A 20,817-nucleotide genomic window follows, 5' to 3' on the forward strand; every position below is an offset into this window, starting at 1 on the left:
TTGCCCGCTGCCGGTAGCCTGAGGCGCATGACAAGAATCTGCGTTGCAGGCGGAACCGGACAGGTGGGCCGCGAAGTGGTGCGCCAGGGGGTTGCCGGCGGACACCGGGTGGCCGTGCTCAGCCGCAATCCGCCCGCGCCGGGAACCGCCGGGCACATCGATGGCGCGGAGTACTTCCGCGCCGATGTCACCACCGGGGAGGGGCTGGCGGCGGCGCTGGCCGGCGCCGACGTCGTCGTCGATTGCCTTGAAGGGTTCTCAGGCAAGGCGCGGAAGAACTTCGCCGACGGCGGGGCGCGGCTGCTGGCCGCCGCGCAGGACGCGGGCGTGGGGAGGGCGGTGATGCTCTCGATCGTCAATTGCGACCGGAGCAGCGCCGGCTATTACCGGTCCAAGGCGGCCAAGGAAACGGTCTACGAGCACTCCGGTCTCGAGACCCTGGTGCTCCGCGCCACGCAGTTCCATTCCCTGCTGGCGCGCGTCTTCGCCGCCGGCGCGAGGGTGCGGCTGGTGCCTGTGGTCAAGGGCGCCCGGTTCCAGCCGATCGCCCACACCGAGGTGGCCGCCGCCCTGCTGGACGCCGCGCTGGAAGCCCCCTCCGGCGCCCGGCACCGGGTCAGGACCATCGGGGGACCGGAGATCGTGAACATGCGCGAGCTGGCACGCTCCTGGCAGCGGGCCACGGGTGCGCGCGGCCGCCTGGTGGAGTTTCCGCTGCCCGGGGCGATGGGCAAATACCTGCGGGCCGGCCTGAACCTGGTGCCCGAAGAACGACACGGCACGCAGACATTCGAGGGCTGGCTGGCAATGCACGCGGATAGTTTGTAGCCTAGGAACGTTGATGGCGCCGTTCCCCTGAGGGAACGGCGTTGTTGCGGGGCTATAGCTCAGTTGGTAGAGCGCTTCGTTCGCATCGAAGAGGTCAGGAGTTCGAATCTCCTTAGCTCCACAGTTTGCAGGGGTTTTTGAGGTACCCACTGCCCGGAATAAACACTTTCCAAACACTTTGCTGGAAAAGTCGGCGGCCGCGAGCGGTCCAATGTGCATGTACTCATGCTGGGATAGTACCTAGGTCCGTAGCGACTTAGGCCTATGTCCCAAGCGCCGACCTTTAGAATCGAATCCGCGCGCCATCGGCGCACATGGTCTTAGATGACCACGAGGAACAATCCTGCCGGGACCGAAAGGATGCTGCCGAATCGGAGATGCCTCGGGAGGATGTCGGCCACGGTCGGCCGCGCCGGCGAATCGTGGGGTCGGGTCCGGGGGCGCCCTCATCTTCGGCCGCCCTGCATTGGGAATAGGTTCGACGTTCCTGGGGCACGTGGGAACCGAGCGCGTTTCGCCAAACAACAGAATGCGAAGTACGACGCCGGTGTATTCGGCGGCCCGAATCAGCGCAGGTTCTGCCGGTCTTGGTAAATCGTAAAGAGCCGTACCGATCCTAAGCTGGTACCGCAGGATCTCCTCCCGGAAGATGGACCAGACAGCGGCGAGTGTCATCATGGCAAAGCCCACCTCCATGGTGATGCCGCTCCCGCCTCCGGAGGACGCGCCGAGGCCGTATGCGGTCGCAATATCAAGACCGCCCGCGGCCAGCACAACGCAGCCGGATGTCACCCAGCGGCGCGCCCCGGTCCGTTTGCCCGCTGGCCTGCGGCCCGGACGGTTGAAAGCAATCCAGAACCCGACGGCGGCGGCAACGGCGGATCCTCCGACTAGGAACATGAAGGGGTCACGCATCAGCGCTCAGGATGTGCCAGCGGGCGTGAACGTCACCCCGCCATCGTAAGAGAAGATGAGCCCACCGGCCGTGGCGGCCCAGACCGACAGGGTTGCCCCGGGGCCCTTCACTGCCGCCACTGCCTGAACGGTGCCTGGGATCTTTCCCTTTCGCGTCCAGGTGGCGCCGGCGTCGCCGGAGGTGTGGACTGTCCCGTCGGGTTCGATTCCGACCGCGTCGGCGGGGCTGGCGAAAGCAGCGAACTGGATTACGGGTCCGGGGTTCACCGTTGCCCAGGTCTTACCGCCGTCCGTTGAGCGGCGGATCCCTTGCGGGGTGGTGGCCAGAATGGTGTCGCTGGTGGGGTTTCCGGCGAGGGCGGCCGGAACGAAATTCGCGGTCACGGTGTTCCAGGTTTTCCCGTCCGGGCTGGTGCGCAGCGCGCCGTCAAAGCCGATGATGCCGGATTTGGTAGCGGTGAGTGCGTGGAAGTCGGATTCACCCTGGCGGGAGAGCTTTTCCCACGTTTTACCGGAATCGGTGGATCTGATCAGCCCGATGGGGTTGGCCAGGTCAGAGCCTTCGCCGGGGTGCCCGGACGCGTAGAGTACGCCGTGGTCGGGGGCGCCGGTGAAACCCATCAGGTCATTAGTGGGGCCGATTTTGGCAGCTGGATGCTTCGTCACGTCGAACAGGCCATCGTGGGTGGCCAGGAGCACCTGGCCGGTTGTACTGCTGACGCTCAGACCGTGAATATGCGCATCCGGCATGGGGCTGGTGGCATTCCCTGAAGGGGCGGGTCCGGCCGCACCGGTGGTCGGACTGCACGCCGACAGGGCAAGGATGAGGCCGGTGCCGGCTGCCAGGGCAGCTGTTGTGCGGACGCGGGCGCGGGACAGATTGGGCATGGGGAGCTCCAAGGATTGATTGGGGGATGAGCAGGAACGGGCGCCGGCCTGTGAGGACCGGCGCCCGTTGGACACCGGTTGTTTACAGGGTGGCCAGCAGGTCCTGCATTTCCTTGATTTCCGATTCTTGGGCGGTCACTATGTCTTTGCTGAGCTTGATTGCGTCGGCGTTTTTGCCCTGGGAAGTTTCGGTCTTGGCCATCATGACGGCACCTTGGTGGTGGACGATCATCTGTTTCAGGAAGAGCTTGGCCGCTTCAGTGCCCTGGGCCGTGTCGAGCTGCTTCAGATCGTCCTCGCCCATCATGCCGTCCATGCTGTGGCCTGCGCCCATGGTCGCGGATTCGTTCCAGCTTTTCAGCCAGCCGGTCATCGTTTCGATCTCCGGCGCCTGCGCGGCCTTGATCCGGGTGGCCAGGTCGGTTACGGCTGCGGGGATGTCCTTCTTGTGGAGCATCGTCTCGCTCATTTTCACGGCTTGTTCGTGGTGCGGGATCATTCCCTGGGCGAACATCGTGTCGGCGTCGTTGTGCTCGGTGGAGGCCGCAGGGGTGCTGCTGGACATCATTCCGGAGCCATTGTGGTCCATGCCCGGCATGGAGTTGCCGCCCGAAGCAGAGGTGCTGGACGTGGCTGACGATCCGGAGGTTCCGGTAGAGCATCCGGCGAGGGCAAGTGCCGCGGCGATCGCGGTGGCGGAAAGGGTCAGAAATTTGTTGGTCATCATGCGTGTTCAAGTCCTTCAAGACATCAGCGGGCGCGGAGGCGCCACGGTGGGTGTGCATCGGTGATGTGCCGGGCTCTCAGGGAGGAGTGCCGGGCAGGGGTGGGCGCCGGTCAGCTCACGGCGCGGCCCGCCGTTTACGTCCTGCTGATGCAGAGATCGCCCGGGGAAGGACTGCCGGGACGGTAGGACCACTGCGCGCTGAACGCGCTAAGGGTCCCGGTGGTCATGTTTCGGCTGACGATGACGGTCCCTGGCAACGGTGCGGCCAGGGATCCGGCTTTCGCTGACGGGGTGCAGGGGTCAGTCATCGAATGCACGCTGGTGCAACTGCCGGACTCGGTGCACTGCGCGGTTCGTGTGCTCTCATCCGCCTGCGCCGCAGGCATGGCCGCGGCAGCAGCCGGCCCGGCCGCATGTTCTCCGGTGTGGCCGGCAGGGGATGATCCGTGATGGGCGCTGACAGTGGCGGCCGGCATGGTCGGGGAGTGCGCGGCGTGCGTTGCCGTCATGACGTGCATGCCGAAAATCCCGGCAATCAGGGCCAAAACGGCGGTGAGCAGGCCCGCACGGCGGAGGAACGCGATCGCGCGGGCTGATGCCAGTACGGTCATGCGGTCCTCCTTCGCGTCAGGGGCTGTCCGGTTAAGACTATCGGCCCTGCGGCAGGGCACTATGCAGAACAACGATCCTGCGGCCGGTTTGGTTTCACCCCGCCCGCCGGGGTAGTGAGCCCGACAGGGAGTTTCGGCCCTAGCGGCCCAAACCCTGCCCGCATGACACTGAAGACAACAACGGCAGGTACCTCATGGAGGGGGTGGCGCTCATGGACGGCGAAGCAAGATTCAGGATCGTGGCCGGGGTGGACGGTTCGGCCCCTTCCCGCCTCGCGCTGGAATGGGCGGTCACGGAGGCTCGGCTGCGCCACGGCGAGGTCAGGGCCGTGACCGCGTGGGAGTTCCCGCCCGTCACGGTCGGGATGGAAGGGCTGATCCATGACCCGGATGTCTTCCCGCAGACCGCACGACGCCTCCAGAACGAGGCACTGAAGCGTGTTGACAGCGAGGGCGTGCCAGTGATCGGTGATGTCGTTCAGGGCAACGCGGCGGCCATGCTCCTGGGGGCTGCCGAGGACGCCGACCTGGTCGTCGTCGGTTCCCGCGGGCTTGGGGGATTCGCCGGGTTGCTGCTCGGTTCAGTGTCGTCACAGGTCCTTCATCACTCGCCCTGTCCTGTACTGGTGGTCCGAACCCGGTCGCGGACCGGTGACGAATGAGGCCCGAATGATCCGCGCGGGGGACCTCTGCCCCCGAAGCAGCGGCCGTGACCGCTGACCACTCTTCCCACCTGCACCGGGGGCCCGGCCCCGACGGCGGGACGGTTCCGGCCGGGCGGAACGTCAGGGGCAGGCTCCACGCGCTGTGGCACACGGTGGTCGGCGCAGTGGGCCTGATCATGGGGCTCCTGCCGCACGTGCTGCACCACGTCGGCCTGCTCGCCGGCACCGCCCTAGTGGCCGGATCCGGCGGCACAGTCGTGTTCGGGGCACTGGGTCTCCTCGCGTCCATTCCGATGCTGGTCCGCCTCTACCGTCGGTTCGGCAGCTGGATCGCACCATTCCTGGGACTGCTGGTCTTCGCCGCCATGTTCTCCCTGTCCGCGTTCGTCATCGGCCCGGCCATCAGTGGTACTGCAGAGGAACCGGCTCCCGGCCCGGCACCCACCCTGGACCATACCGGCGACCACACCGAAGGCCACTGAACCCGGCCCGGCGCGGTGGCAGGGGTTGCCGTTCACCGGGGCCGGCGTTTCGTACGGAGCCTACTGCGAGGCGGTCAGGACGTAGCCGGAGGAGCGTACGGCTTCGGCCACTGCGAGCGGGTCCGCGGTGCCATCGACGTTCAGCCGCGACGTGCCGCCCGGGACCAGATCCACTGTTGCGGACTTGACCCCCCGCACGCTCGAAACGGCCTGTTCCACGGTCTGAACGCAGTGTCCGCAGGTCAGCCCTTCCAAGGCGAACTGGGATCCGGAGACGGGAGCCGCCGGGTGTTCCGCGGCCGGGGCCGCCGTCGTTTGGGCGGCAGGCGAGCAGCAGCTGCAGGCGTGCTGCGCTGTGGAGGCGAGGGGGAGTTGGGTTCGTGTTTCGGGTGTTCCGCACATGTCAGTTTTCCTCTGAAGCAGGGGTAGGAAAGGGCTGTTGCGGTTGAACGGCTGTAACGGCCTGGGCCTGGACAAACCACGTCACTGGCAACACCGAAACAATACCCCTTAGGGGTATGCGTGGCAATGGTTGGCACCCCGCCGAGCGGCTGGTCCGGCTCGTCGGTGCCTGGGGTCCTAAGGCTCTAGCCGGCGCCTGCCCCGGCGGCAACACTCGGGGTATGAGCAATCGGCCCGAGCCGCGGCAGTATGTGCCCCCGGGGTCGAGCAGGCCCTGGGTGCAGGCCCTGCTCACCGTCCTCATCGCCGGCGCTGCCGTATATCTGGTCACCAACCACTGGCTCCATATCCTGGATGCCCTGCCGTACCTGTGGGTGGTGCTCATGATGGGCATGCACCTGTTCATGCACGGCGGCCACGGGGGCCACGGCGGGCACGGCGGCAGCCGGCCCGGGGCCGGGGGAGGGGGCGGGCATGTCCACTGATTTCGGCTATGACCTGTGGTGGCTGGTGATCATCAACTCGGCGGTGTTCATAATCTTCGCGTTCAGTTTCGTCCGACCCAGAACGAAACTGGATTGGCGGGCCCTAGGCGGGTTTTCCGCGTTCATCGTCGCTCTTTTTACCGAGATGTATGGCTTTCCGCTGACGATCTATCTGCTCTCGGGATGGCTGGGGAACCGGATCCCGGGCGTGGATCTTCTGAACCACAATTCGGGGCATTTGTGGCAGGACCTGACCGGCTGGCAGGGGGATCCGCACCTGAGCCCGCTGCACCTGCTCAGCAACGTGTTGATCGCGGCAGGGTTCATCCTGCTGTACCGGTCCTGGCAGGTCCTATTCGCAGCCCAGCGGGACCGCCACCTGGCGGCCACAGGCCCTTACGCCAGGATGCGGCATCCGCAGTACGCGGGTTTCCTGATCATCATGGCCGGGTTCCTGCTGCAGTGGCCAACGCTGCTGACCCTGGTGATGTTCCCGGTTCTGGTCGTCGTGTACCTGCGTCTGGCCCGGAAGGAAGAACATCTGATGGAGGCCGAGTTCGGTGAAGCCTATGCCGCCTACCGGCGGCAGGTCCCCGGATTCATTCCCCGGTTCGGACACCGCCCCGCCGGCACCGGGCAAACGCAGGGGCCGTGACGGCAGGACAAGCAGGTGGCTCCATGCTCTTTCTGGCCATAAAGAATCTGGTTCAGGAAAAGACCCGGTTGCTGATCAGCGTCGGCGGGGTCGCGTTCAGTGTGCTGCTGATCATGAGCATCCAGGGCCTGTATCAGGGCTGGAGCAACAAAATCGGCGAATACATCCGCACCGTGCCAGCCGACTACTGGATAACCCAGTCCGGCGCGACCGACATGTTCCACACCCCATCCGTGCTGCCCCTGACCGTCCGGGATTTCCTCACCGGTGTTCCCGGCGTTGCCAGCGCCAAACCGTTCAGTGGCCGAAGGGTCGCGTTCGCGCACAACGGCAAGGACATCAACCTGTACGTCATAGCCGACGACACTGAGAATAACGTCGGGGCCCCCGCACGGGTGGTCGAGGGCAAAGGCGTCCCGGACAAGGGCGAGATCATCATCGACCGCGTGGTCGGGCGCAGCGAGAACATCCGGATCGGCGACACCATTCCGGTCGCCGGGAGGATGCTCAAAGTTTCCGGCTATTCAGAAGGCGGATACATCCTCAGCTTCTCCTTCGCGTTCGCTACCAAGGAAGACGCAGAGAGCATCCTCCAGCTTCCGGGAGCCACGAACTTCTTCCTCGTCACGGTCAATGAGAGCACCAACGCAGACGACGTTGCGTCCCGGATCGAAGCAGACCCGGCGGTGGATGCCATCACCAAGGACAGGTTCGTGGAAAACAACACGAACATCGTCCGGGACACCTTCCTGCCCATCATCCTGGTCCTGCTGCTGATCGGGATCGCCGTGGGCATGACGGTCATCGGCCTGACCATCTTCACCTCGACCATCGAAAAAGCCCGCGAATACGGTGTCCTGAAGGCCATCGGGGTGAGCAACCGCCAGCTTTACGCCGTCGTGGTCGAACAGGCCGTCACCGCAGCCGTGCTCGGGTATATTGTCGGCGCGGGACTGGCCCTGGCCGTCAGCGCCGCCGCGGGAATTTATGTCCCGGAGTTCATCACGGAAATTCGCTGGCTCGATGCCGGCTGGATCTTCGCGGTCACCTTGGCCATGGCCTTGGTGTCCTCGCTGCTGCCGGCCCGCCGGCTGGCCCGCATCGACCCGGCGGAAGTGTTCCGGGCATGAGCGTCGTCTCCGTCGAAGATGTCTCCAAGACCTTCGGGTCCGGGCACACCGCGGTGACCGCCGTGGACCATGTATCCCTCCACGTTGACGCCGGGGACATTGTGCTCGTCATGGGACCCTCCGGATCTGGAAAGACGACCCTGCTGTCCATGATCGGCACGCTCATGTCACCCACGACGGGCACGATCCTCATCTCCGGGCACGACACGTCCGCTCTTGGCCCCGCGCAGCTCTCGCGGTTGCGGCTGAAGGAGTTCGGTTTCGTGTTCCAGACCTTCAACCTGCTCTCGGCGCTCACCGCGGAGGAAAACGTCATGATGCCCCTCATCACGGCAGGGATGCCCCGCAAGGAGGCTCGGGCCAGAGCCCGGGCTGCGCTCGAACAACTCGAGCTCGGGCACCGGCTGCGGAACCTGCCCCGGGACCTCTCCGGCGGTGAAAAGCAGCGCGTGGCCATCGCCCGCTCCCTGGCCAATGATCCCCGGCTGATCCTTGCCGACGAGCCCACCGCGAACCTGGACGCGAAGACCGGACAGGACGTGACCCTGCTCCTGTGTGAGACGGCGTGCCGGGAGAACAGGGCCGTCATCATCGTCAGCCATGACCAGCGGCTCCGGACGGCCGCGAAAAGGGTCATCACCATCGAGGACGGACGCCTCACCACGGAAGAGCCCGGGGAACACGACCGGCACTGCCGCATGCACACGCCAGGATCACTGTCATGAAGATGACTGATGAGGAACTGCTCGCGGCGCTCGCTGACCCGGCCGACGATCCGGCCCGGATGGAAAGGATCAGCACGGAAATCGATGCCGGATTCCGTCTGCTCTCCGGCCGGCTGGGCAAGGCGGTCGCCGTCTTCGGATCCGCGCGCCCCGGACCGGACGATCCCCGTTACGCAAACGCCCGGACTTTGGGGTCGCGGTTCGCGGAGGCCGGCTTCGCGGTGATCACCGGGGGAGGGGCGGGCCTGATGGAAGCTGCCAACCGCGGTGCCGCGGAATCCGGGGGCACATCCGTCGGTCTCGGCATCGAACTCCCGCACGAACAGCGGCTCAATGCCTACGTGGATGTGTCTATGACCTTCCGGTACTTCTTCGCGCGGAAACTCATGTTTGTCCGGTACGCCTCGGCCTTCGTGGTCCTTCCCGGCGGATTCGGCACCCTGGATGAACTCTTTGAAGCCCTGACACTCGTGCAGACCGGAAAAATTCATGAATTCCCCGTGGTCCTGATCGGGACCGGGCACTGGGCCGGCCTCATGGCCTGGATCCGGGACCGGCTCCAGGATCAGGGATTCATCGCTCCCGCTGACATCCAGTTGTTGCGGTGCACCGACGACGTCGACGAAGCCGTGGAACTGATCCGGCAGTGCCACCTGCGCCAACTCGGCACCTGAACCCGGTGCGTCCGATGAACGGCCCGGACGCCGGACGAGGCGCCGCAGGACAGGGCAGGGGAGCGCCGCGCCCGGGAACCATGCTCTGGATTACTGCAGCCTGGGGACTCTGTTTTCTGGCTATCAGGCTGGGCCTGCAGGACGCTCCGGTCCTGTGGTTCGCGGCCCTCCGGGCACTCATCGCGGCAGCTGCGCTGCTGCTGCTCTGCCTGGTCCAAGGCCGGGGCATGCCACGGGGACCCCGGACCTGGACGCTGATCACACTGATGGGGGTCACCAACGTCACGGTTGCCTTCGCCGCCATGTTTGCCGGGACCGCAGGGATGGCCATCGGCGCCGCCGCAGTCCTGGCGAACGCCCAGCCCCTACTGATTATCCTGCCCGCCTGGTGGATCTACCGGGAGGCCCTGTCGGGCCGGACACTGCTCGGGATCACCGCCGGATTCGCCGGCCTACTAGTGGTCGGACTGAGCAGTGGCAGCGGGACTGGAGCCTGGCTGTCCCTGCTCGCCGCCGCAGCCGTCACCGCCGGAACCCTGCTCGCCCGGGGCCTGGACAGTACGGACCTGGTCGCCGCCAGCGCCTGGCACTTCCTGATCGGAGGGACCCTGCTCACCGCGATGGCAACCGTCCGGGAACCGGTTCAGGCGATCAACTGGACCCCGCAGTTCATCATCGTCCTGCTCTTCCTCTCCCTTGTCGGGACGGCCGCAGCCTTCGTGGCCTGGTTTAGGGAAGCCGCGCACTCCCGCTTGGACCTCCTTACCACTTGGACACTGCTCGTGCCCGTCATTGGCCTCGGCGTCTCGCTGTTCCTCCCCGGGGAACGGCCGCCCCCGGCGGCAGCGGCCGGCGCTGGACTGGTCCTGGCCTCACTCTGGCTTGTGCTCGGCCAGCCCCGCCACGGCACTGGAAAAGGGCGGGGGACCAAAGACTCTGACCCCGCGCACCGCACGGGGCGATAGTGAACGCAGGGACACCGGTGCATCTGTGCGCAGAGAGGACAACAGCAATGATGTATTGGGACGGGAACATGGGCGTCTGGGGCTACATCCTGATGGGAGTCAGCTTTGTCCTGTTCTGGGGCGCCGTCATCACCGCCATCATCCTCTTCGCCCGCTCGACGGGAGCCGGAGGCCGCCGATACGAGGCCGGCACACCGGGACCGGGCCTCGCGGAAAACCTGCTCGCCGAACGGTTTGCCCGCGGCGAAATCGACGAAAGCGAATACACCGCCCGCCTCACCGTCCTCCGACACGCCCGCGGAGAACGGTGAAGAACCCTTCTCCACCACCTTGACGAATACCCCTAGGGGGTATACGGTCTGGGGACCGGAAGACGTCGTCGCGGGCGGGGCCGCTACGCAGTGAAGGTCCGACAGCTGGTGAGCCGCGCCGCTGTCCTCCTCGGATACCCCTGCGAAAGGACGCACCATGACTTCCGGCCCGAAGCCCGACGGAGCAACGAGCACGCCTCTGAAGAGCACTGTCGTGGAAGTGCGCGGCCTGCACTGGGCAACCTCCAAAGCGGTTGTTGAACACGTGCTGCTGCAGCGGCCGGGAGTCGCCTCCGTCGACGCGAACCCGGTCGCCCAGACCGCGACCGTGAGCTATGACCCGAGCGTGACCTCCCTGGAGCAGATTTCCGGGTGGATCCGTGAGTGCGGATACCACTGCCGGGGCGAATCGGTCCCCGACCACATCTGCTACCCGATGGACGAAACAGCCCTCACCACCCAGACAAGGCATGACACCGACGGCCATCCGCCGTCCGGGCACGGCCACCCCGGTGCTGCACACCCGCCGGAGCATGTGCACCCGACACCTGATCACCGGGGAATGCACGCGGGCCGGGCGCCGGAAACCGCGGAACCCCAACACGGCCATGTCCATGCGCCGGCGGAAAGCCACGTCGGCCACGGTGCGGGCCCGAACGCCGGGACGACCCGGACCCCGCAGGAGTTGATGGGCCATGGCGGACACCACGGCGGGATGTCGATGGATGACATGGTCAAGGACATGCGCAACCGGTTCCTCGTAGCGGCGATCCTGTCTGTCGGCGTGACGCTGTTCTCCCCGATGGGCCGGGACATGCTCGGCTTCACCGCACCGACGCCGTTCGGCCTCCGCGACGACGTCATGGCCCTCATCCTCTCCCTGCCCGTGATCTTCTACTCCGCCTGGATCTTCTTCGACGGCGCCTACCGGGCTCTGAAGGCCCGCACCTTGGACATGATGGTCCTGGTCGCGATCGCGGTAGGCACCGGATGGCTTTACAGCGTCTGGGTTACCTTCACCGGCGGCGGCGAGGTGTTCTACGAAGCCGCCACCGTCCTGACGTCATTCGTGCTGCTGGGCCACTGGTTCGAAATGCGAGCACGCGGCGGGGCAAACGAGGCCATCCGCACGCTGCTCGAGCTCGCCCCGCCGGTCGCCGTCGTCATCCGCGACGGGGACACCGTCGAAGTCCCCACCTCCGAAGTCCAGACCGGGGACCTGCTGCTGATCCGGCCGGGATCGAAAATCCCCGTTGACGGGGAAGTCGAGGACGGCCAGTCAGAGGTCGATGAGTCCATGGTTACCGGGGAAAGCCTTCCGGTCACCAAGACCAGCGGCTCGGAAGTGATCGGCGCGTCCATCAACACCACCGGTACGATGCGGGTCCGGGCCACCAAGGTCGGAGCCGACACCGCCCTGGCCCAGATTGTGGCACTCGTCCAGGAAGCCCAGAACTCCAAGGCGCCAGGCCAGCGGTTGGCCGACCGGGCGGCGTTCTGGCTCGTCCTGGTCGCCCTGGTGGGCGGAACCCTGACCTTCGGAGCCTGGCTCGCCCTCGGCGCCGGTGTCCAGGCGGCCTTGCTGTTCGCCATCACCGTCGTGGTGATCACCTGCCCCGACGCGCTGGGGCTCGCGACACCGACGGCCATCATGGTTGGTACTGGCCTCGGCGCGAAACGGGGCGTCCTGTTCAAGAACGCGACGGCCCTGGAAACCTCCGCCCGGATCGACACCGTCGTGATGGACAAAACCGGAACCCTGACCAAGGGCGAACCGGAAGTCACCGACGTCGTCGTTGAGGGCATTGACCACAACGAACTCCTAACCCTGGCCGCCGCGGTGGAGCAGGAATCCGAACACCCGCTCGCCGCCGCCGTCGTCCGGCATGCCCGGGAACACAGCGCACCCGTCCTAGCCGCCTCGGATTTCCGCAACGTTCCCGGACACGGGGCTGGCGCCACCGTGGACGGACGCCGGGTGCTGGTCGGCAACCGCAAACTCATGGCGGACGAAGGCATCGACCTCGGACCGTTGGCCGCGGTCCGCGATGAACTGGCCGCCACCGGCCGGACCGCCGTCCTCGTCGCCGTCGACGGCAAGGCCGCGGCCGTGATCGCCCTGGCGGATGCCGCGAGGGAAACCGCGGCCGCCGCGGTAGCGGCACTGCATGAGTCGGGGATCGAGATCGTCATGCTCACTGGAGACAACGAGGCGACGGCCCGGAGGATCGCCGGGCAGCTGGGCATCGACTCCGTCATCGCCGAGGTGCTACCCGGCGACAAATCAGCGAAGATCGCCGAACTGCAACAGGCCGGGAAGAAAGTCGCCATGGTCGGCGACGGCGTCAACGACGCCCCCGCCCTGGCCCAGGCCGACCTCGGCATCGCCATCGGCGCCGGCACGGATGTGGCGATCGAAACAGCCGACCTTGTACTGATGCGCTCTGACCCGCTGGATGTGCCCATCGCGCTGCGGATCGGCAAAGGCACCCTGCGCAAGATGCGGCAGAACCTCGGCTGGGCCGTGGGGTACAACGCGATAGCCCTGCCGATCGCGGCAGGGGTCTTCGCCTTCGCCGGCCTCGTCCTGAGCCCCGAGATCGCGGCCCTGTCGATGTCCGGGTCCAGCTTCCTGGTCGCCGTTAACGCCCTTCTGCTCAAACGGCTCCGGCTGCCCCGGCCGGAAACGCCCGAGGCCACGACGGCGCGTGCTGACCGACCGCTGGCCCCTGCCGGGACCCGCTAGACGACCACCGCCATGGACCTGCGTCTCATCTCCCGGGTGTTGTTCCTGCGGGCCGCGTGGCGGCGACGGGACCACTGGGACGCGGCCCGGATCGCTGCCCAACAGGATCACGCCCTGGGGGAGCTGCGCCGGGCAACGTACGCGGGCTCTGAGTTCTATCGGCGCCATCACGCGGGCCTGCATGACGCCCCTCTGGACCGCCTGCCGCCCGTGACAAAGGCGGACCTGATGGAACACTTCGACGAAGCCGTCACCACACCGGGCCTGAGGCTTGCGGAGTTGGAGGACCACCTTCGGGCCCTGACGCAGAGCGGGGGAGACCCGGGGGTGCCGTGGAAAGGCCGGTGGTGGGCTGCGGCAACGGCCGGAACCACCGGTCGGCGCGGGACCTTCATCTGGGACCGTTCCGAATGGGCGACCGTCCTGGCCTCCCGCCGATGGAGGAGACGGTCGCGGCGCTGAACCGGTTCCAGCCCCGGCTCCTTGTGGGCTACGCTTCGGCGCTGAAGCCCCTCGCCGCTGAGCAGCGCGCCGGACGGCCGCACATCTCACCGGAAGGGGTGATGTCCGCCTCCGAAGTCCTCACCCTGCGCACCGCCGCGGAGCTGGAGGCCGCGTGGGGGAGCACGCCCTTCGATGCGTATGCCGCCACCGAAACGGCCGGAATCGTCTCCCCCTGTCCCTACCGGAACCGCCACGTTTACGAGGATCTGCTCATCGTTGAACCAATTGACCAGTGATCCGGACGTGATCCTCCGTGAGCCCACGTGAGGCCAGGTCTAAGCAGCCACAGGTCAGAGGCTGATTTCGTGAGAGCGCGTGAATCAGCGTGATTCCGAGTTCGCATCGAAGAGGTCAGGAGTTCGAATCTCCTTAGCTCCACAGTTTGTCAGGGTTTCGGGCGCCGCCGAGAGCCCGGGCGTAAGGCCTAATGTTGCTGGTGACGCGCCGCTGGCCTTTGATTGCCCAGCACGATGACGTCCAATGGCATGCGGTTGGCGCGGCGGAGGCGCCCCGCCAGCACGCTGCGCACCCCCCGTGTTATCAAGGCCACTTTGGTCAGATCCCGGAACTCCGCGGCGTGAGAGGTGACGAGGTCCAGGAGCGGCTGCGCGGCTTCGTCAGGACTCTGGCCCCAGAGTGCAACCACGATCTGCAGCCCACCAAGTCGCTGCTCGTACCCCGGCTGGGATGTGATGCGTCGCAGCAGGTCCGTCGTCACCAGGCCGGGGTTCATCCCGTGCACCCGGACGCCGGTGCCCCTGGTCTCCCGACGCAAGGTTTCGGTGAACTGGCGGACCCAACGCTTACTGGAGGCGTACGCGTTCTGCAGCGCCACCGGCCCCCGGTCGCCCTGGCCGTACAGGTTGACGAGGTCCCCGTGGCCCTGGGCGAGAAACACTGGCAGCGCGACCCTGGACCCGTGGAAGGTGCCGAGGATGTTTGTGCGCAGAACCTGCGTGAAATCCTCGACCGGCGTGGACGCCGTCGGTCCGTAGACGCCCGAAACTCCGGCGTTGTTCACCCAGATATCGAGAGTCCCGTGGCAGAGGGCTTCGTCGCGAAGTGCCTCGACGCCGGCGAAGTCACCGGTGTCGCAGCGTCGTCCGAACGCCGGGATCCCCTCCGCCCGCAACCGTTCGACGGCCGCCGCCACGTCGGCTCCGGACCGGGAGGAAACCACCACCGTCGCGCCTTGGCTGCCAAGGCGCCGCGCCATCGCGAAGCCCAGACCGCGGGTGGACCCGGTCACCACGGCAACGCGTCCGCGGAGGACGCCCCCATGTGATTCCATGCCTCTCTCTTACGCTCTGCGGCGGAGGACGGCAAGACCCGTCGCGGCCGGACACGTGCCCCGCATTGATTCCGGCCGCCTAAGGCGGCGTGGTCGTCGCGACGTGCTTTCCGCACCGCCGCCGGAGTTTTTCCCAAGGAATGCCACAGGAATTGCTTCCTGGACCGCTGCCGCACTTTGCATTAGGTAACGTTGCCGGCGGTTGGCTGTGCGGCACCGTCCGCGAGCCTCAATGTAAGCACTCTGGAAGGACCACCCATGGCAGGAATCTTCACCTGGCTCAGCGCCCTCGGCACCGCGGGCAAGGCGACCGTTGTCGCCGCCGTCGTAGTCACCGGCGGTGCGGGCGCCGCCATGGCTGCCACCGCCACCGAACTTATCTCCGACCCGGCCGCCACCGTCACTCCGGCCCCGTCGGCGACCGCCACCCCGGCCCCGGAGCCGACTGAGACCACCCCGGCACCGGAGCCGAGGGAGACCACTCCGGCCCCAGAGCCGACGGAGACTACGCCTGCCCCGGAGCCGGCCGAGACTACTCCGGCGCCTGGGCCGACCAAGACCATTCCGGCCCCGGAGCCCGCCGAGACCACTCCAGTTCCCGCTCCGGCCGAGGATGACGAGGCAGACGACGCCGGCGATGACGATTCCGACGCCAAGGGCGAATCCTCGGAGCGCGGCAACAGCGCCTGGGCCCACGAGAACGCCGCTGCGCACCGCGCCGCCGGCCTCGCCAACGCCGCCGAGGACCGCAACGAGCACGCCGCCACCCCGGCCGTGCCCTCCTACGGCGCCAAAACCGCCAAGTCGGCACCCGCGCAGGCGCCCGCCGTCGCACCCAGGGCCGCACACGAGAAGTCAGGCAAATCCGGCAAGTAGTCCGCTGCCCGGAAAGCCCCGCACTGCACCGCCCCGCGAAACGGCGCAGTGCGGGGCTTTTTGCTGCTCCCGGCAGCCCATCGCGCCAACCCGAAGCGTCCCGCGGTCCGGCCGCTGCGCCGAACCGGATAGTCTGAAGGAAGGCTCCCGCAAGCCTCCAGGCCCGCCTGCCGGGCAAGATTCCTTGAGAGGACAGCATTAGTGAGCCTGATCCGGCTGCATGACGTCAGCGTCCGCTTCGACAACAACCAGGTCCTCCGTGAGGCCTTCTTCCGGCTCGAACCCGGGGACCGGGTGGGCCTGATCGGCAAGAACGGATCCGGCAAGACCACCATCCTGAAGCTGATCCTCGACCAGGTGGCCCCGGATACCGGCACGGTCAGCATCGAACTCGGGACCAGGGTGGGCTACTTCTCCCAGTTCTCCGAACTGAACGGCGAATCGACCATCACCGAGGTCCTCGACGGGCTCTTCGCCGTGATCAAGGCCGTGGAAGCCGAACTGGCCGCCATCGACGCCGCCATCGCTGCGGACCCCGCCGCCGATGAGCTGGACCGGCTGATCGTGCGGCAGGCCGCACTCTTCGAGGACATGGACCGGCTGGACGGCTGGGATTACCCGCGCCGCATCGACACCGTGCTGACCACCCTGGGGTTCGACGACGCCCACCGCCACTGCGCGATCGATGCGCTCTCCGGTGGCTGGCGCAACCGGGCGGCGCTGGCAAAGATCTTGCTCGAGCGTCCGGACGTGTTGTTGCTCGACGAACCCACTAACTTCCTCGACGTCGCCGGCGTCGAATGGCTGGAGAACTGGTTCCGCGACTTCAAGGGAGCGGCCGTGATCGTCTCGCACGACCGGACGTTCCTGGGCGCCGTCGTCACCCGGATCATCGAGGTGGAGAACTACCACCTGCACGAATACCCCGGAAACTTCGGCGAATACGTCATCCAGAAACAGTTCCGGCTCAAGACCCTTGAGCAGCAGTTCGTGCACGAATCCGAACTGCTCGCGTTTGAAGCCGAAGGGATCGCCGACCGCCGCGAAGCCGCCAAGGCCGCCGGCCGCGGGCTGGGCAACCAGCTGGCCAAAATCAAGAAGTCCCGCACACCCCGTCCCGTGGACCAGATCGTCACTGAGATCTACGGCGGCCTGCACGTCAAGGACGTCCTCTGCCGGGTGCAGGGGCTGGGCAAGGCCTACGGCGACAAGCTCCTGTTCGAGGACCTGAGCTTCGAAATCCGCAAGGGCAACCGGATCGCGGTACTCGGCGCCAACGGCAGCGGCAAATCCACCCTGCTGAAGGTCCTGACCGGCGAGGAGCAGGCCGACACCGGCGAGGTGGCCTGGGCCAAGGGCCCCGGGTTCGTGTCCTACAACCGGATGCTGGAAGAGCTCGACGACGGCGATACCGTCTCGCACGCGGTCAACGCCCTGCCGGACAGCCTGGCGTTCAGCGCCACGAAGAAGTCCGTCAACCGCTTCCTGGCGATGTTCCAGTTCTCCGAAGCGGACCTCAAGCAGAAGATCGGCAACCTCTCCGGCGGCCAGAAGGCGCGCGTGGCCATGGCGCAGTGCCTGCTCTCCGGCGCCTCGGTGCTGCTGCTCGATGAACCCACCAACCACCTGGACCTCTCCAGCACCCAGGTGATGGAGCGGGCGCTGCTGCATTTCCCCGGCGCGGTCGTGGTGGTCAGCCATGACCGGTTCTTTACCGAGAAGATTGCCACCCGCCAGCTCATCTTCGGCGCGGCCGGCGCCGGCCCCGGAGAGGTCGGGCAGCGGGCCGCCTAGGCCCGCGGGATAACGCGGGATAATAGGACCATGGCCGAACAGTCGCGCGAACACGAGCCCGACCCGTGGGAGGAATTCGACCGGCTGACACCGGCCGCGCAGGACCGCGTGGGCGGCTACCCGGGCGGGGAACCGCTGGGCTTCGGTTTTCGTACTGGCGTGCGCAGCGCCCGTGTGGCTTTCGGCTTCGCCGTCTACGCCCTCGTCCTCGGCAGCGTGCTGGTCGCGCTCGGGGCGATCTACTTCATCGGCCACGCGCAGTGGCTCTGGCTCGGACTGATGGGCTTGATCGAGGCTGGCTTCGTGCTGGCTTTCCTCCGCCTCGTGGCGCTGGCGCGCAACCGCCGCGGGGCGCGCTGATCCCTCCGCTGCCCCGGCCGGGGGCCCGGGCTACCGCCCGCCGCCGCCGTCGAGCGCCCGGACCGCGTGCCCCCGCTTACCCCCGCCGCCGGTGCCGGGAGGTGACGGCCAGGTAGCCGCCGAGGGCGCCCACCCCGCCGAGGCCCGCAGTGACGAGGGCTTTCGGCCATCCCCGCCAGCGCTCCGGCTGGACGGACACGAGTTCCCCCACGGCGCCGATCAGGGCCGCGGTGATCAGTCCGGCCACAATCCGGTTGCCGGTCCGTTCAGCCTTGTCCAGCAGCCGGTCCAGCTCGTCCGCCCGGAAGTGGACGTCCAGGCCGCCACGTTCGAGCACCTCCAGCAGCCGGCGCGCCATCTCCGGCGCCTCCGTGCCGAATTGCAGCGCCTCCCAGCCGAGCTTCTTCAACCGAGAGGCCAACGCGTCGGGGGACAGCGAGCCGAGGAGGATCCTGCGCGTGAACGGTGCCAGCTGAGCGGTTAGCTCGAACCCCGGATCGAGCTGCTTGCCAAGCCCGTCCGCCATGATCAGCATCTTCACCAGCAGGGCGGTCTCGCGCGGCAGCCGGAGCCGGTGCGCGCGCAGCAGCGCCGCCAGTTCGGTCAGCACTGGGACGATCGGCACCTGCGCCAGCGGCCGGCCGGCGTAGCGGCCCACGAGGCGGCCCAACGACGCTTGCAGGCCGCTCGCGTCGGCGGCCTCCGTCGCCCCGCAGAGCTGCACCATGGCGGTGGTGAGGCGTCCGGCGTCCTGCTCGACGACGGCCAGCAGCACCCGGACCAGGTTCCAGCGTGCCGTGTCGCTGATCTGGCCCACCATGCCGAAGTCGATGATGCCGAGGCGTCCGTCGGCTTCCACAAAGAAGTTCCCGGGGTGGGGGTCGGCGTGGAAGAAGCCGTCCTCGAACACCATCTTGAGCAGGATGTTGCAGGCCGCGACGGCGAGGCCGCCGGGGTCGATCCCCGCCGCGCGCAGGGCCTCGACGTCGTTGATCTTGATGCCGCGGACACGCTCGAGGGTCAGCACACGGGAGGTGGTGGTGTCCCAGAAGACGCGGGGGATATGGACGCGGCTGTCGCCGGCGAAGTTTTCGGCGAACTGCTCCGCGTTCCGGGCCTCCTGCAGATAGTCCAGCTCCGCCCGCATGGTCTGGGAAAACTCGTCCACCAGCGCGGAAACGTGGAAGCCGGCGATCGTCCCCGACGCCTGTTCGGCCCGTTTGGCGAGCTCGGCCATGATCTCCAGGTCCTCGCTGACCTGTTCCACGACGCCGGGGCGCCGGACCTTGACGACGACGTCGTCGCTGCCGCCGCCGGGCGCTTCAACCGTTGACTCGTGCACCTGGCCGATGGAGCCGGTGGCGAGCGGAACGTCCTGCAGGGCCGCCAGTAGCCGGTCCGCGCGGGGCCCGAGCTCCTCGGCGAGGACCTCGCGGATTTGCCCGGCGGGCACTGGCGGGGAGGCGTCCTGGAGCTTGGCCAGTTCGGCGGCGTATTCCGGCGGGAGCACATCCGTGCGGGTGGAGACGATCTGGCCGAACTTGATGTAGACCGCGCCCAGGTCCTCCAGCGTCAGCCGCACCCGGGCCGGCAGCGGCACTCCGGCGGTACCGGCCCGCAGCCGTGCGGGGCGGCCGGGCACGTGCAGCCGGTCCAGGCCCAGCTGGCCCAGCGCGAAGCCCAGCCCGTGCCTGCTCAAGGTCTCCACGATGTGCCGGAACCGGTCCCGCCGCGCGCTCATGACGCCAGACTACACGGGGCGCCGGGACCTGCTAGAGCCAGCCCTTGCGCTTGAAAATGCCGTACATCAGGGCCGCGGTGGCCGCCATCAGGCCGATCGCCATCGGGTAGCCGTAGGTCCACTGCAGCTCCGGCATCCGCTCGAAGTTCATGCCGTACACACCGGCCACAAAGGACGGGGCGAAGAAGATCGCCGCCCAGGACGAGATCTTCTTGACCTGCTCGTTCTGTTCGGCGCTGGCCTCGTTCTGGCGGTTGGCGGTCAGGGTGCCGTCGAGGGTGAGCGCGTTCTGCAGTAGGTCCCGGAACGAATCGGCGCGCGAGATCAGCCGTTCCACGTGGTCCTCGACGTCGCGCAGGCTGTGCTGCAGCTCGGTGTCCACCTGGTACTTCTCGAACCCCCGGCGGAGCTGCTGCATCATGGCCGGCAGCGGGTGGATCGCCCGCTGGAAATGGATGACCTCGCGCGCGAGCTCGTAGATGCGCCGGGACACCAGCGGGTCGCCGCTGAACAGCTGGTCTTCAATTTCGTCGATGTCGTTCTCCAGCCCGGCCACCACCGGACCGTAGTCATCGACCACCTGGTCCATCAGCGCGTAGAGCACGGCTTCGGGGCCGTGGCAAAGAAGGTCCGGGCGGTGCTCCAGCCGGCGCCGGACCAGGCCGACGACGGCTGTCTCGGCGTGCCGGACCGTCACCACGAAGTTCCGGCCGGTAAAGACATGCAGCTCACCGAACTCGACGGTCTCCGTCTCGTCCAGGTACCGGGCCGGGCGCAGCACGGTGAACAGATTGTCGTCGTAGCGTTCCAGCTTGGGGCGCTGGTGCGCGGAGATCGCGTCTTCCACCGCCAGCCCGTGCAGGCCGAATTCCGCCGCGACGGCGGCCATTTCCTCTTCGGTCGGGCGGTACAGGCCGATCCAGGCCATGCCGCCATGTTCGGTCAGGGTCTCGACGGTCTGTTCCAGGCTGCTCGGCTCGGCGCGGCGCACACCGTCGACGTAGACGGCGTTGTCAATGATAGTCACCGGCTCATTATCCAG

Annotated in this window: 22 protein-coding genes and 1 tRNA gene; 16 read left to right on the forward strand and 7 right to left on the reverse strand. The window is 67.2% G+C overall.

Annotation, left to right across the window (positions count from 1 at the left end; genetic code table 11):
- Nucleotides 1-27 precede the first annotated feature (27 nt).
- The gene (locus tag E7Y32_RS09745) at nt 28-828 is read left to right on the forward strand and encodes an SDR family oxidoreductase (RefSeq protein WP_146336937.1); all 801 of its coding nucleotides are present in this window, start codon (nt 28-30) and stop codon (nt 826-828) included.
- Between the two features lie 48 nt (nt 829-876).
- A tRNA-Ala gene (locus E7Y32_RS09750) sits at nt 877-949 on the forward strand.
- Nucleotides 950-1,749: 800 nt separating this feature from the next.
- Here the strand turns inward: E7Y32_RS09750 and E7Y32_RS09755 are convergent.
- The 3 genes from E7Y32_RS09755 to E7Y32_RS09765 all read right to left on the reverse strand — a co-directional run bounded on the left by E7Y32_RS09755 (nt 1,750) and on the right by E7Y32_RS09765 (nt 3,969).
- Nucleotides 1,750-2,631, reverse strand: a complete 882-nt coding sequence (locus E7Y32_RS09755) for a F510_1955 family glycosylhydrolase (protein ID WP_146336938.1) — start codon at nt 2,629-2,631, stop codon at nt 1,750-1,752.
- Nucleotides 2,632-2,713: 82 nt separating this feature from the next.
- Nucleotides 2,714-3,358: a DUF305 domain-containing protein gene (locus E7Y32_RS09760; RefSeq protein WP_146336939.1), complete on the reverse strand. Its 645-nt coding sequence runs from the start codon at nt 3,356-3,358 to the stop codon at nt 2,714-2,716.
- Between the two features lie 134 nt (nt 3,359-3,492).
- Entirely contained in the window at nt 3,493-3,969 is a 477-nt protein-coding gene (locus E7Y32_RS09765; protein ID WP_146336940.1) for a hypothetical protein, read from the reverse strand.
- A 212-nt stretch (nt 3,970-4,181) separates the two neighbouring features.
- Between E7Y32_RS09765 and E7Y32_RS09770 the strand changes: the two genes are divergently transcribed.
- Nucleotides 4,182-4,631, forward strand: coding sequence for a universal stress protein (locus E7Y32_RS09770; protein WP_146336941.1), 450 nt, complete (start codon nt 4,182-4,184; stop codon nt 4,629-4,631).
- Between the two features lie 47 nt (nt 4,632-4,678).
- Nucleotides 4,679-5,116 (forward strand): hypothetical protein, encoded by a 438-nt coding sequence (locus tag E7Y32_RS09775; protein ID WP_146336942.1) that lies wholly within the window; start codon nt 4,679-4,681, stop codon nt 5,114-5,116.
- 60 nt (nt 5,117-5,176) lie between these two features.
- On the opposite strand, the gene E7Y32_RS09780 is transcribed toward E7Y32_RS09775, so the two are convergent.
- The gene (locus E7Y32_RS09780; RefSeq protein WP_146336943.1) at nt 5,177-5,518 is read right to left on the reverse strand and encodes a heavy-metal-associated domain-containing protein; all 342 of its coding nucleotides are present in this window, start codon (nt 5,516-5,518) and stop codon (nt 5,177-5,179) included.
- A gap of 221 nt (nt 5,519-5,739) precedes the next feature.
- Between E7Y32_RS09780 and E7Y32_RS09785 the strand changes: the two genes are divergently transcribed.
- The 9 genes from E7Y32_RS09785 to E7Y32_RS16415 all read left to right on the forward strand — a co-directional run bounded on the left by E7Y32_RS09785 (nt 5,740) and on the right by E7Y32_RS16415 (nt 13,949).
- Complete coding sequence (locus E7Y32_RS09785) at nt 5,740-6,003, forward strand: DUF2933 domain-containing protein (protein WP_146336944.1); 264 nt, start codon at nt 5,740-5,742, stop codon at nt 6,001-6,003.
- The gene (locus E7Y32_RS09790; RefSeq protein ID WP_146336945.1) at nt 5,993-6,658 is read left to right on the forward strand and encodes an isoprenylcysteine carboxylmethyltransferase family protein; all 666 of its coding nucleotides are present in this window, start codon (nt 5,993-5,995) and stop codon (nt 6,656-6,658) included. The genes E7Y32_RS09785 and E7Y32_RS09790 overlap by 11 nt, the downstream gene beginning before the upstream one ends.
- Before the next feature lie 23 nt (nt 6,659-6,681).
- Nucleotides 6,682-7,788: an ABC transporter permease gene (locus E7Y32_RS09795; protein WP_146336946.1), complete on the forward strand. Its 1,107-nt coding sequence runs from the start codon at nt 6,682-6,684 to the stop codon at nt 7,786-7,788.
- Nucleotides 7,785-8,513: an ABC transporter ATP-binding protein gene (locus E7Y32_RS09800; protein ID WP_146336947.1), complete on the forward strand. Its 729-nt coding sequence runs from the start codon at nt 7,785-7,787 to the stop codon at nt 8,511-8,513. Before E7Y32_RS09795 ends, E7Y32_RS09800 begins: the two co-directional genes overlap by 4 nt.
- Entirely contained in the window at nt 8,510-9,187 is a 678-nt protein-coding gene (locus E7Y32_RS09805; RefSeq protein WP_146336948.1) for a TIGR00730 family Rossman fold protein, read from the forward strand. Before E7Y32_RS09800 ends, E7Y32_RS09805 begins: the two co-directional genes overlap by 4 nt.
- 80 nt (nt 9,188-9,267) lie before the next feature.
- Nucleotides 9,268-10,152, forward strand: coding sequence for a DMT family transporter (locus E7Y32_RS09810; protein ID WP_222433441.1), 885 nt, complete (start codon nt 9,268-9,270; stop codon nt 10,150-10,152).
- Nucleotides 10,153-10,199: 47 nt separating this feature from the next.
- A complete protein-coding gene (locus tag E7Y32_RS09815; protein WP_186466969.1) occupies nt 10,200-10,463 on the forward strand; it encodes an SHOCT domain-containing protein in 264 nt (87 codons plus the stop codon).
- Nucleotides 10,464-10,620: 157 nt separating this feature from the next.
- On the forward strand, nt 10,621-13,209 hold the full coding sequence (locus tag E7Y32_RS09820; RefSeq protein ID WP_186466970.1) for a cation-translocating P-type ATPase: 2,589 nt from the start codon (nt 10,621-10,623) through the stop codon (nt 13,207-13,209).
- A gap of 410 nt (nt 13,210-13,619) precedes the next feature.
- Complete coding sequence (locus tag E7Y32_RS16415) at nt 13,620-13,949, forward strand: hypothetical protein (protein ID WP_261382400.1); 330 nt, start codon at nt 13,620-13,622, stop codon at nt 13,947-13,949.
- A 188-nt stretch (nt 13,950-14,137) separates the two neighbouring features.
- On the opposite strand, the gene E7Y32_RS09830 is transcribed toward E7Y32_RS16415, so the two are convergent.
- Nucleotides 14,138-15,004, reverse strand: coding sequence for an SDR family NAD(P)-dependent oxidoreductase (locus E7Y32_RS09830; RefSeq protein WP_146336950.1), 867 nt, complete (start codon nt 15,002-15,004; stop codon nt 14,138-14,140).
- Nucleotides 15,005-15,262: 258 nt separating this feature from the next.
- Between E7Y32_RS09830 and E7Y32_RS09835 the strand changes: the two genes are divergently transcribed.
- The 3 genes from E7Y32_RS09835 (at nt 15,263) to E7Y32_RS09845 (ending at nt 18,034) form a co-directional block, all read left to right on the forward strand.
- Complete coding sequence (locus tag E7Y32_RS09835) at nt 15,263-15,880, forward strand: hypothetical protein (protein ID WP_146336951.1); 618 nt, start codon at nt 15,263-15,265, stop codon at nt 15,878-15,880.
- Nucleotides 15,881-16,081: 201 nt separating this feature from the next.
- Complete coding sequence (locus tag E7Y32_RS09840; protein ID WP_146336952.1) at nt 16,082-17,674, forward strand: ABC-F family ATP-binding cassette domain-containing protein; 1,593 nt, start codon at nt 16,082-16,084, stop codon at nt 17,672-17,674.
- A 30-nt stretch (nt 17,675-17,704) separates the two neighbouring features.
- A complete protein-coding gene (locus tag E7Y32_RS09845) occupies nt 17,705-18,034 on the forward strand; it encodes a hypothetical protein (protein WP_146336953.1) in 330 nt (109 codons plus the stop codon).
- A 76-nt stretch (nt 18,035-18,110) separates the two neighbouring features.
- Here E7Y32_RS09845 and E7Y32_RS09850 read toward each other — a convergent pair whose 3' ends face one another.
- Nucleotides 18,111-19,775, reverse strand: coding sequence for an AarF/ABC1/UbiB kinase family protein (locus tag E7Y32_RS09850; protein WP_146336954.1), 1,665 nt, complete (start codon nt 19,773-19,775; stop codon nt 18,111-18,113).
- Nucleotides 19,776-19,806: 31 nt separating this feature from the next.
- Entirely contained in the window at nt 19,807-20,802 is a 996-nt protein-coding gene (gene corA / locus E7Y32_RS09855) for a magnesium/cobalt transporter CorA (RefSeq protein WP_146336955.1), read from the reverse strand.
- Between the last annotated feature and the right edge of the window lie 15 nt (nt 20,803-20,817).

Origin of the sequence: Arthrobacter sp. UKPF54-2, assembly GCF_007858535.1 — a bacterium.
GTDB lineage: Bacteria > Actinomycetota > Actinomycetes > Actinomycetales > Micrococcaceae > Arthrobacter.

Coding starts and splice junctions, on each gene's coding strand:
- E7Y32_RS09745 (WP_146336937.1), top strand. CDS start 28: ATGACAAGAATCTGCGTTGCAGGCGGAACCGGACAGGTGGGCCGCGAA.
- E7Y32_RS09755 (WP_146336938.1), bottom strand. CDS start 2,631: ATGCCCAATCTGTCCCGCGCCCGCGTCCGCACAACAGCTGCCCTGGCA.
- E7Y32_RS09760 (WP_146336939.1), bottom strand. CDS start 3,358: ATGATGACCAACAAATTTCTGACCCTTTCCGCCACCGCGATCGCCGCG.
- E7Y32_RS09765 (WP_146336940.1), bottom strand. CDS start 3,969: ATGACCGTACTGGCATCAGCCCGCGCGATCGCGTTCCTCCGCCGTGCG.
- E7Y32_RS09770 (WP_146336941.1), top strand. CDS start 4,182: ATGGACGGCGAAGCAAGATTCAGGATCGTGGCCGGGGTGGACGGTTCG.
- E7Y32_RS09780 (WP_146336943.1), bottom strand. CDS start 5,518: ATGTGCGGAACACCCGAAACACGAACCCAACTCCCCCTCGCCTCCACA.
- E7Y32_RS09785 (WP_146336944.1), top strand. CDS start 5,740: ATGAGCAATCGGCCCGAGCCGCGGCAGTATGTGCCCCCGGGGTCGAGC.
- E7Y32_RS09790 (WP_146336945.1), top strand. CDS start 5,993: ATGTCCACTGATTTCGGCTATGACCTGTGGTGGCTGGTGATCATCAAC.
- E7Y32_RS09795 (WP_146336946.1), top strand. CDS start 6,682: ATGCTCTTTCTGGCCATAAAGAATCTGGTTCAGGAAAAGACCCGGTTG.
- E7Y32_RS09800 (WP_146336947.1), top strand. CDS start 7,785: ATGAGCGTCGTCTCCGTCGAAGATGTCTCCAAGACCTTCGGGTCCGGG.
- E7Y32_RS09805 (WP_146336948.1), top strand. CDS start 8,510: ATGAAGATGACTGATGAGGAACTGCTCGCGGCGCTCGCTGACCCGGCC.
- E7Y32_RS09810 (WP_222433441.1), top strand. CDS start 9,268: ATGCTCTGGATTACTGCAGCCTGGGGACTCTGTTTTCTGGCTATCAGG.
- E7Y32_RS09815 (WP_186466969.1), top strand. CDS start 10,200: ATGATGTATTGGGACGGGAACATGGGCGTCTGGGGCTACATCCTGATG.
- E7Y32_RS09820 (WP_186466970.1), top strand. CDS start 10,621: ATGACTTCCGGCCCGAAGCCCGACGGAGCAACGAGCACGCCTCTGAAG.
- E7Y32_RS16415 (WP_261382400.1), top strand. CDS start 13,620: ATGGGCGACCGTCCTGGCCTCCCGCCGATGGAGGAGACGGTCGCGGCG.
- E7Y32_RS09830 (WP_146336950.1), bottom strand. CDS start 15,004: ATGGAATCACATGGGGGCGTCCTCCGCGGACGCGTTGCCGTGGTGACC.
- E7Y32_RS09835 (WP_146336951.1), top strand. CDS start 15,263: ATGGCAGGAATCTTCACCTGGCTCAGCGCCCTCGGCACCGCGGGCAAG.
- E7Y32_RS09845 (WP_146336953.1), top strand. CDS start 17,705: ATGGCCGAACAGTCGCGCGAACACGAGCCCGACCCGTGGGAGGAATTC.
- E7Y32_RS09850 (WP_146336954.1), bottom strand. CDS start 19,775: ATGAGCGCGCGGCGGGACCGGTTCCGGCACATCGTGGAGACCTTGAGC.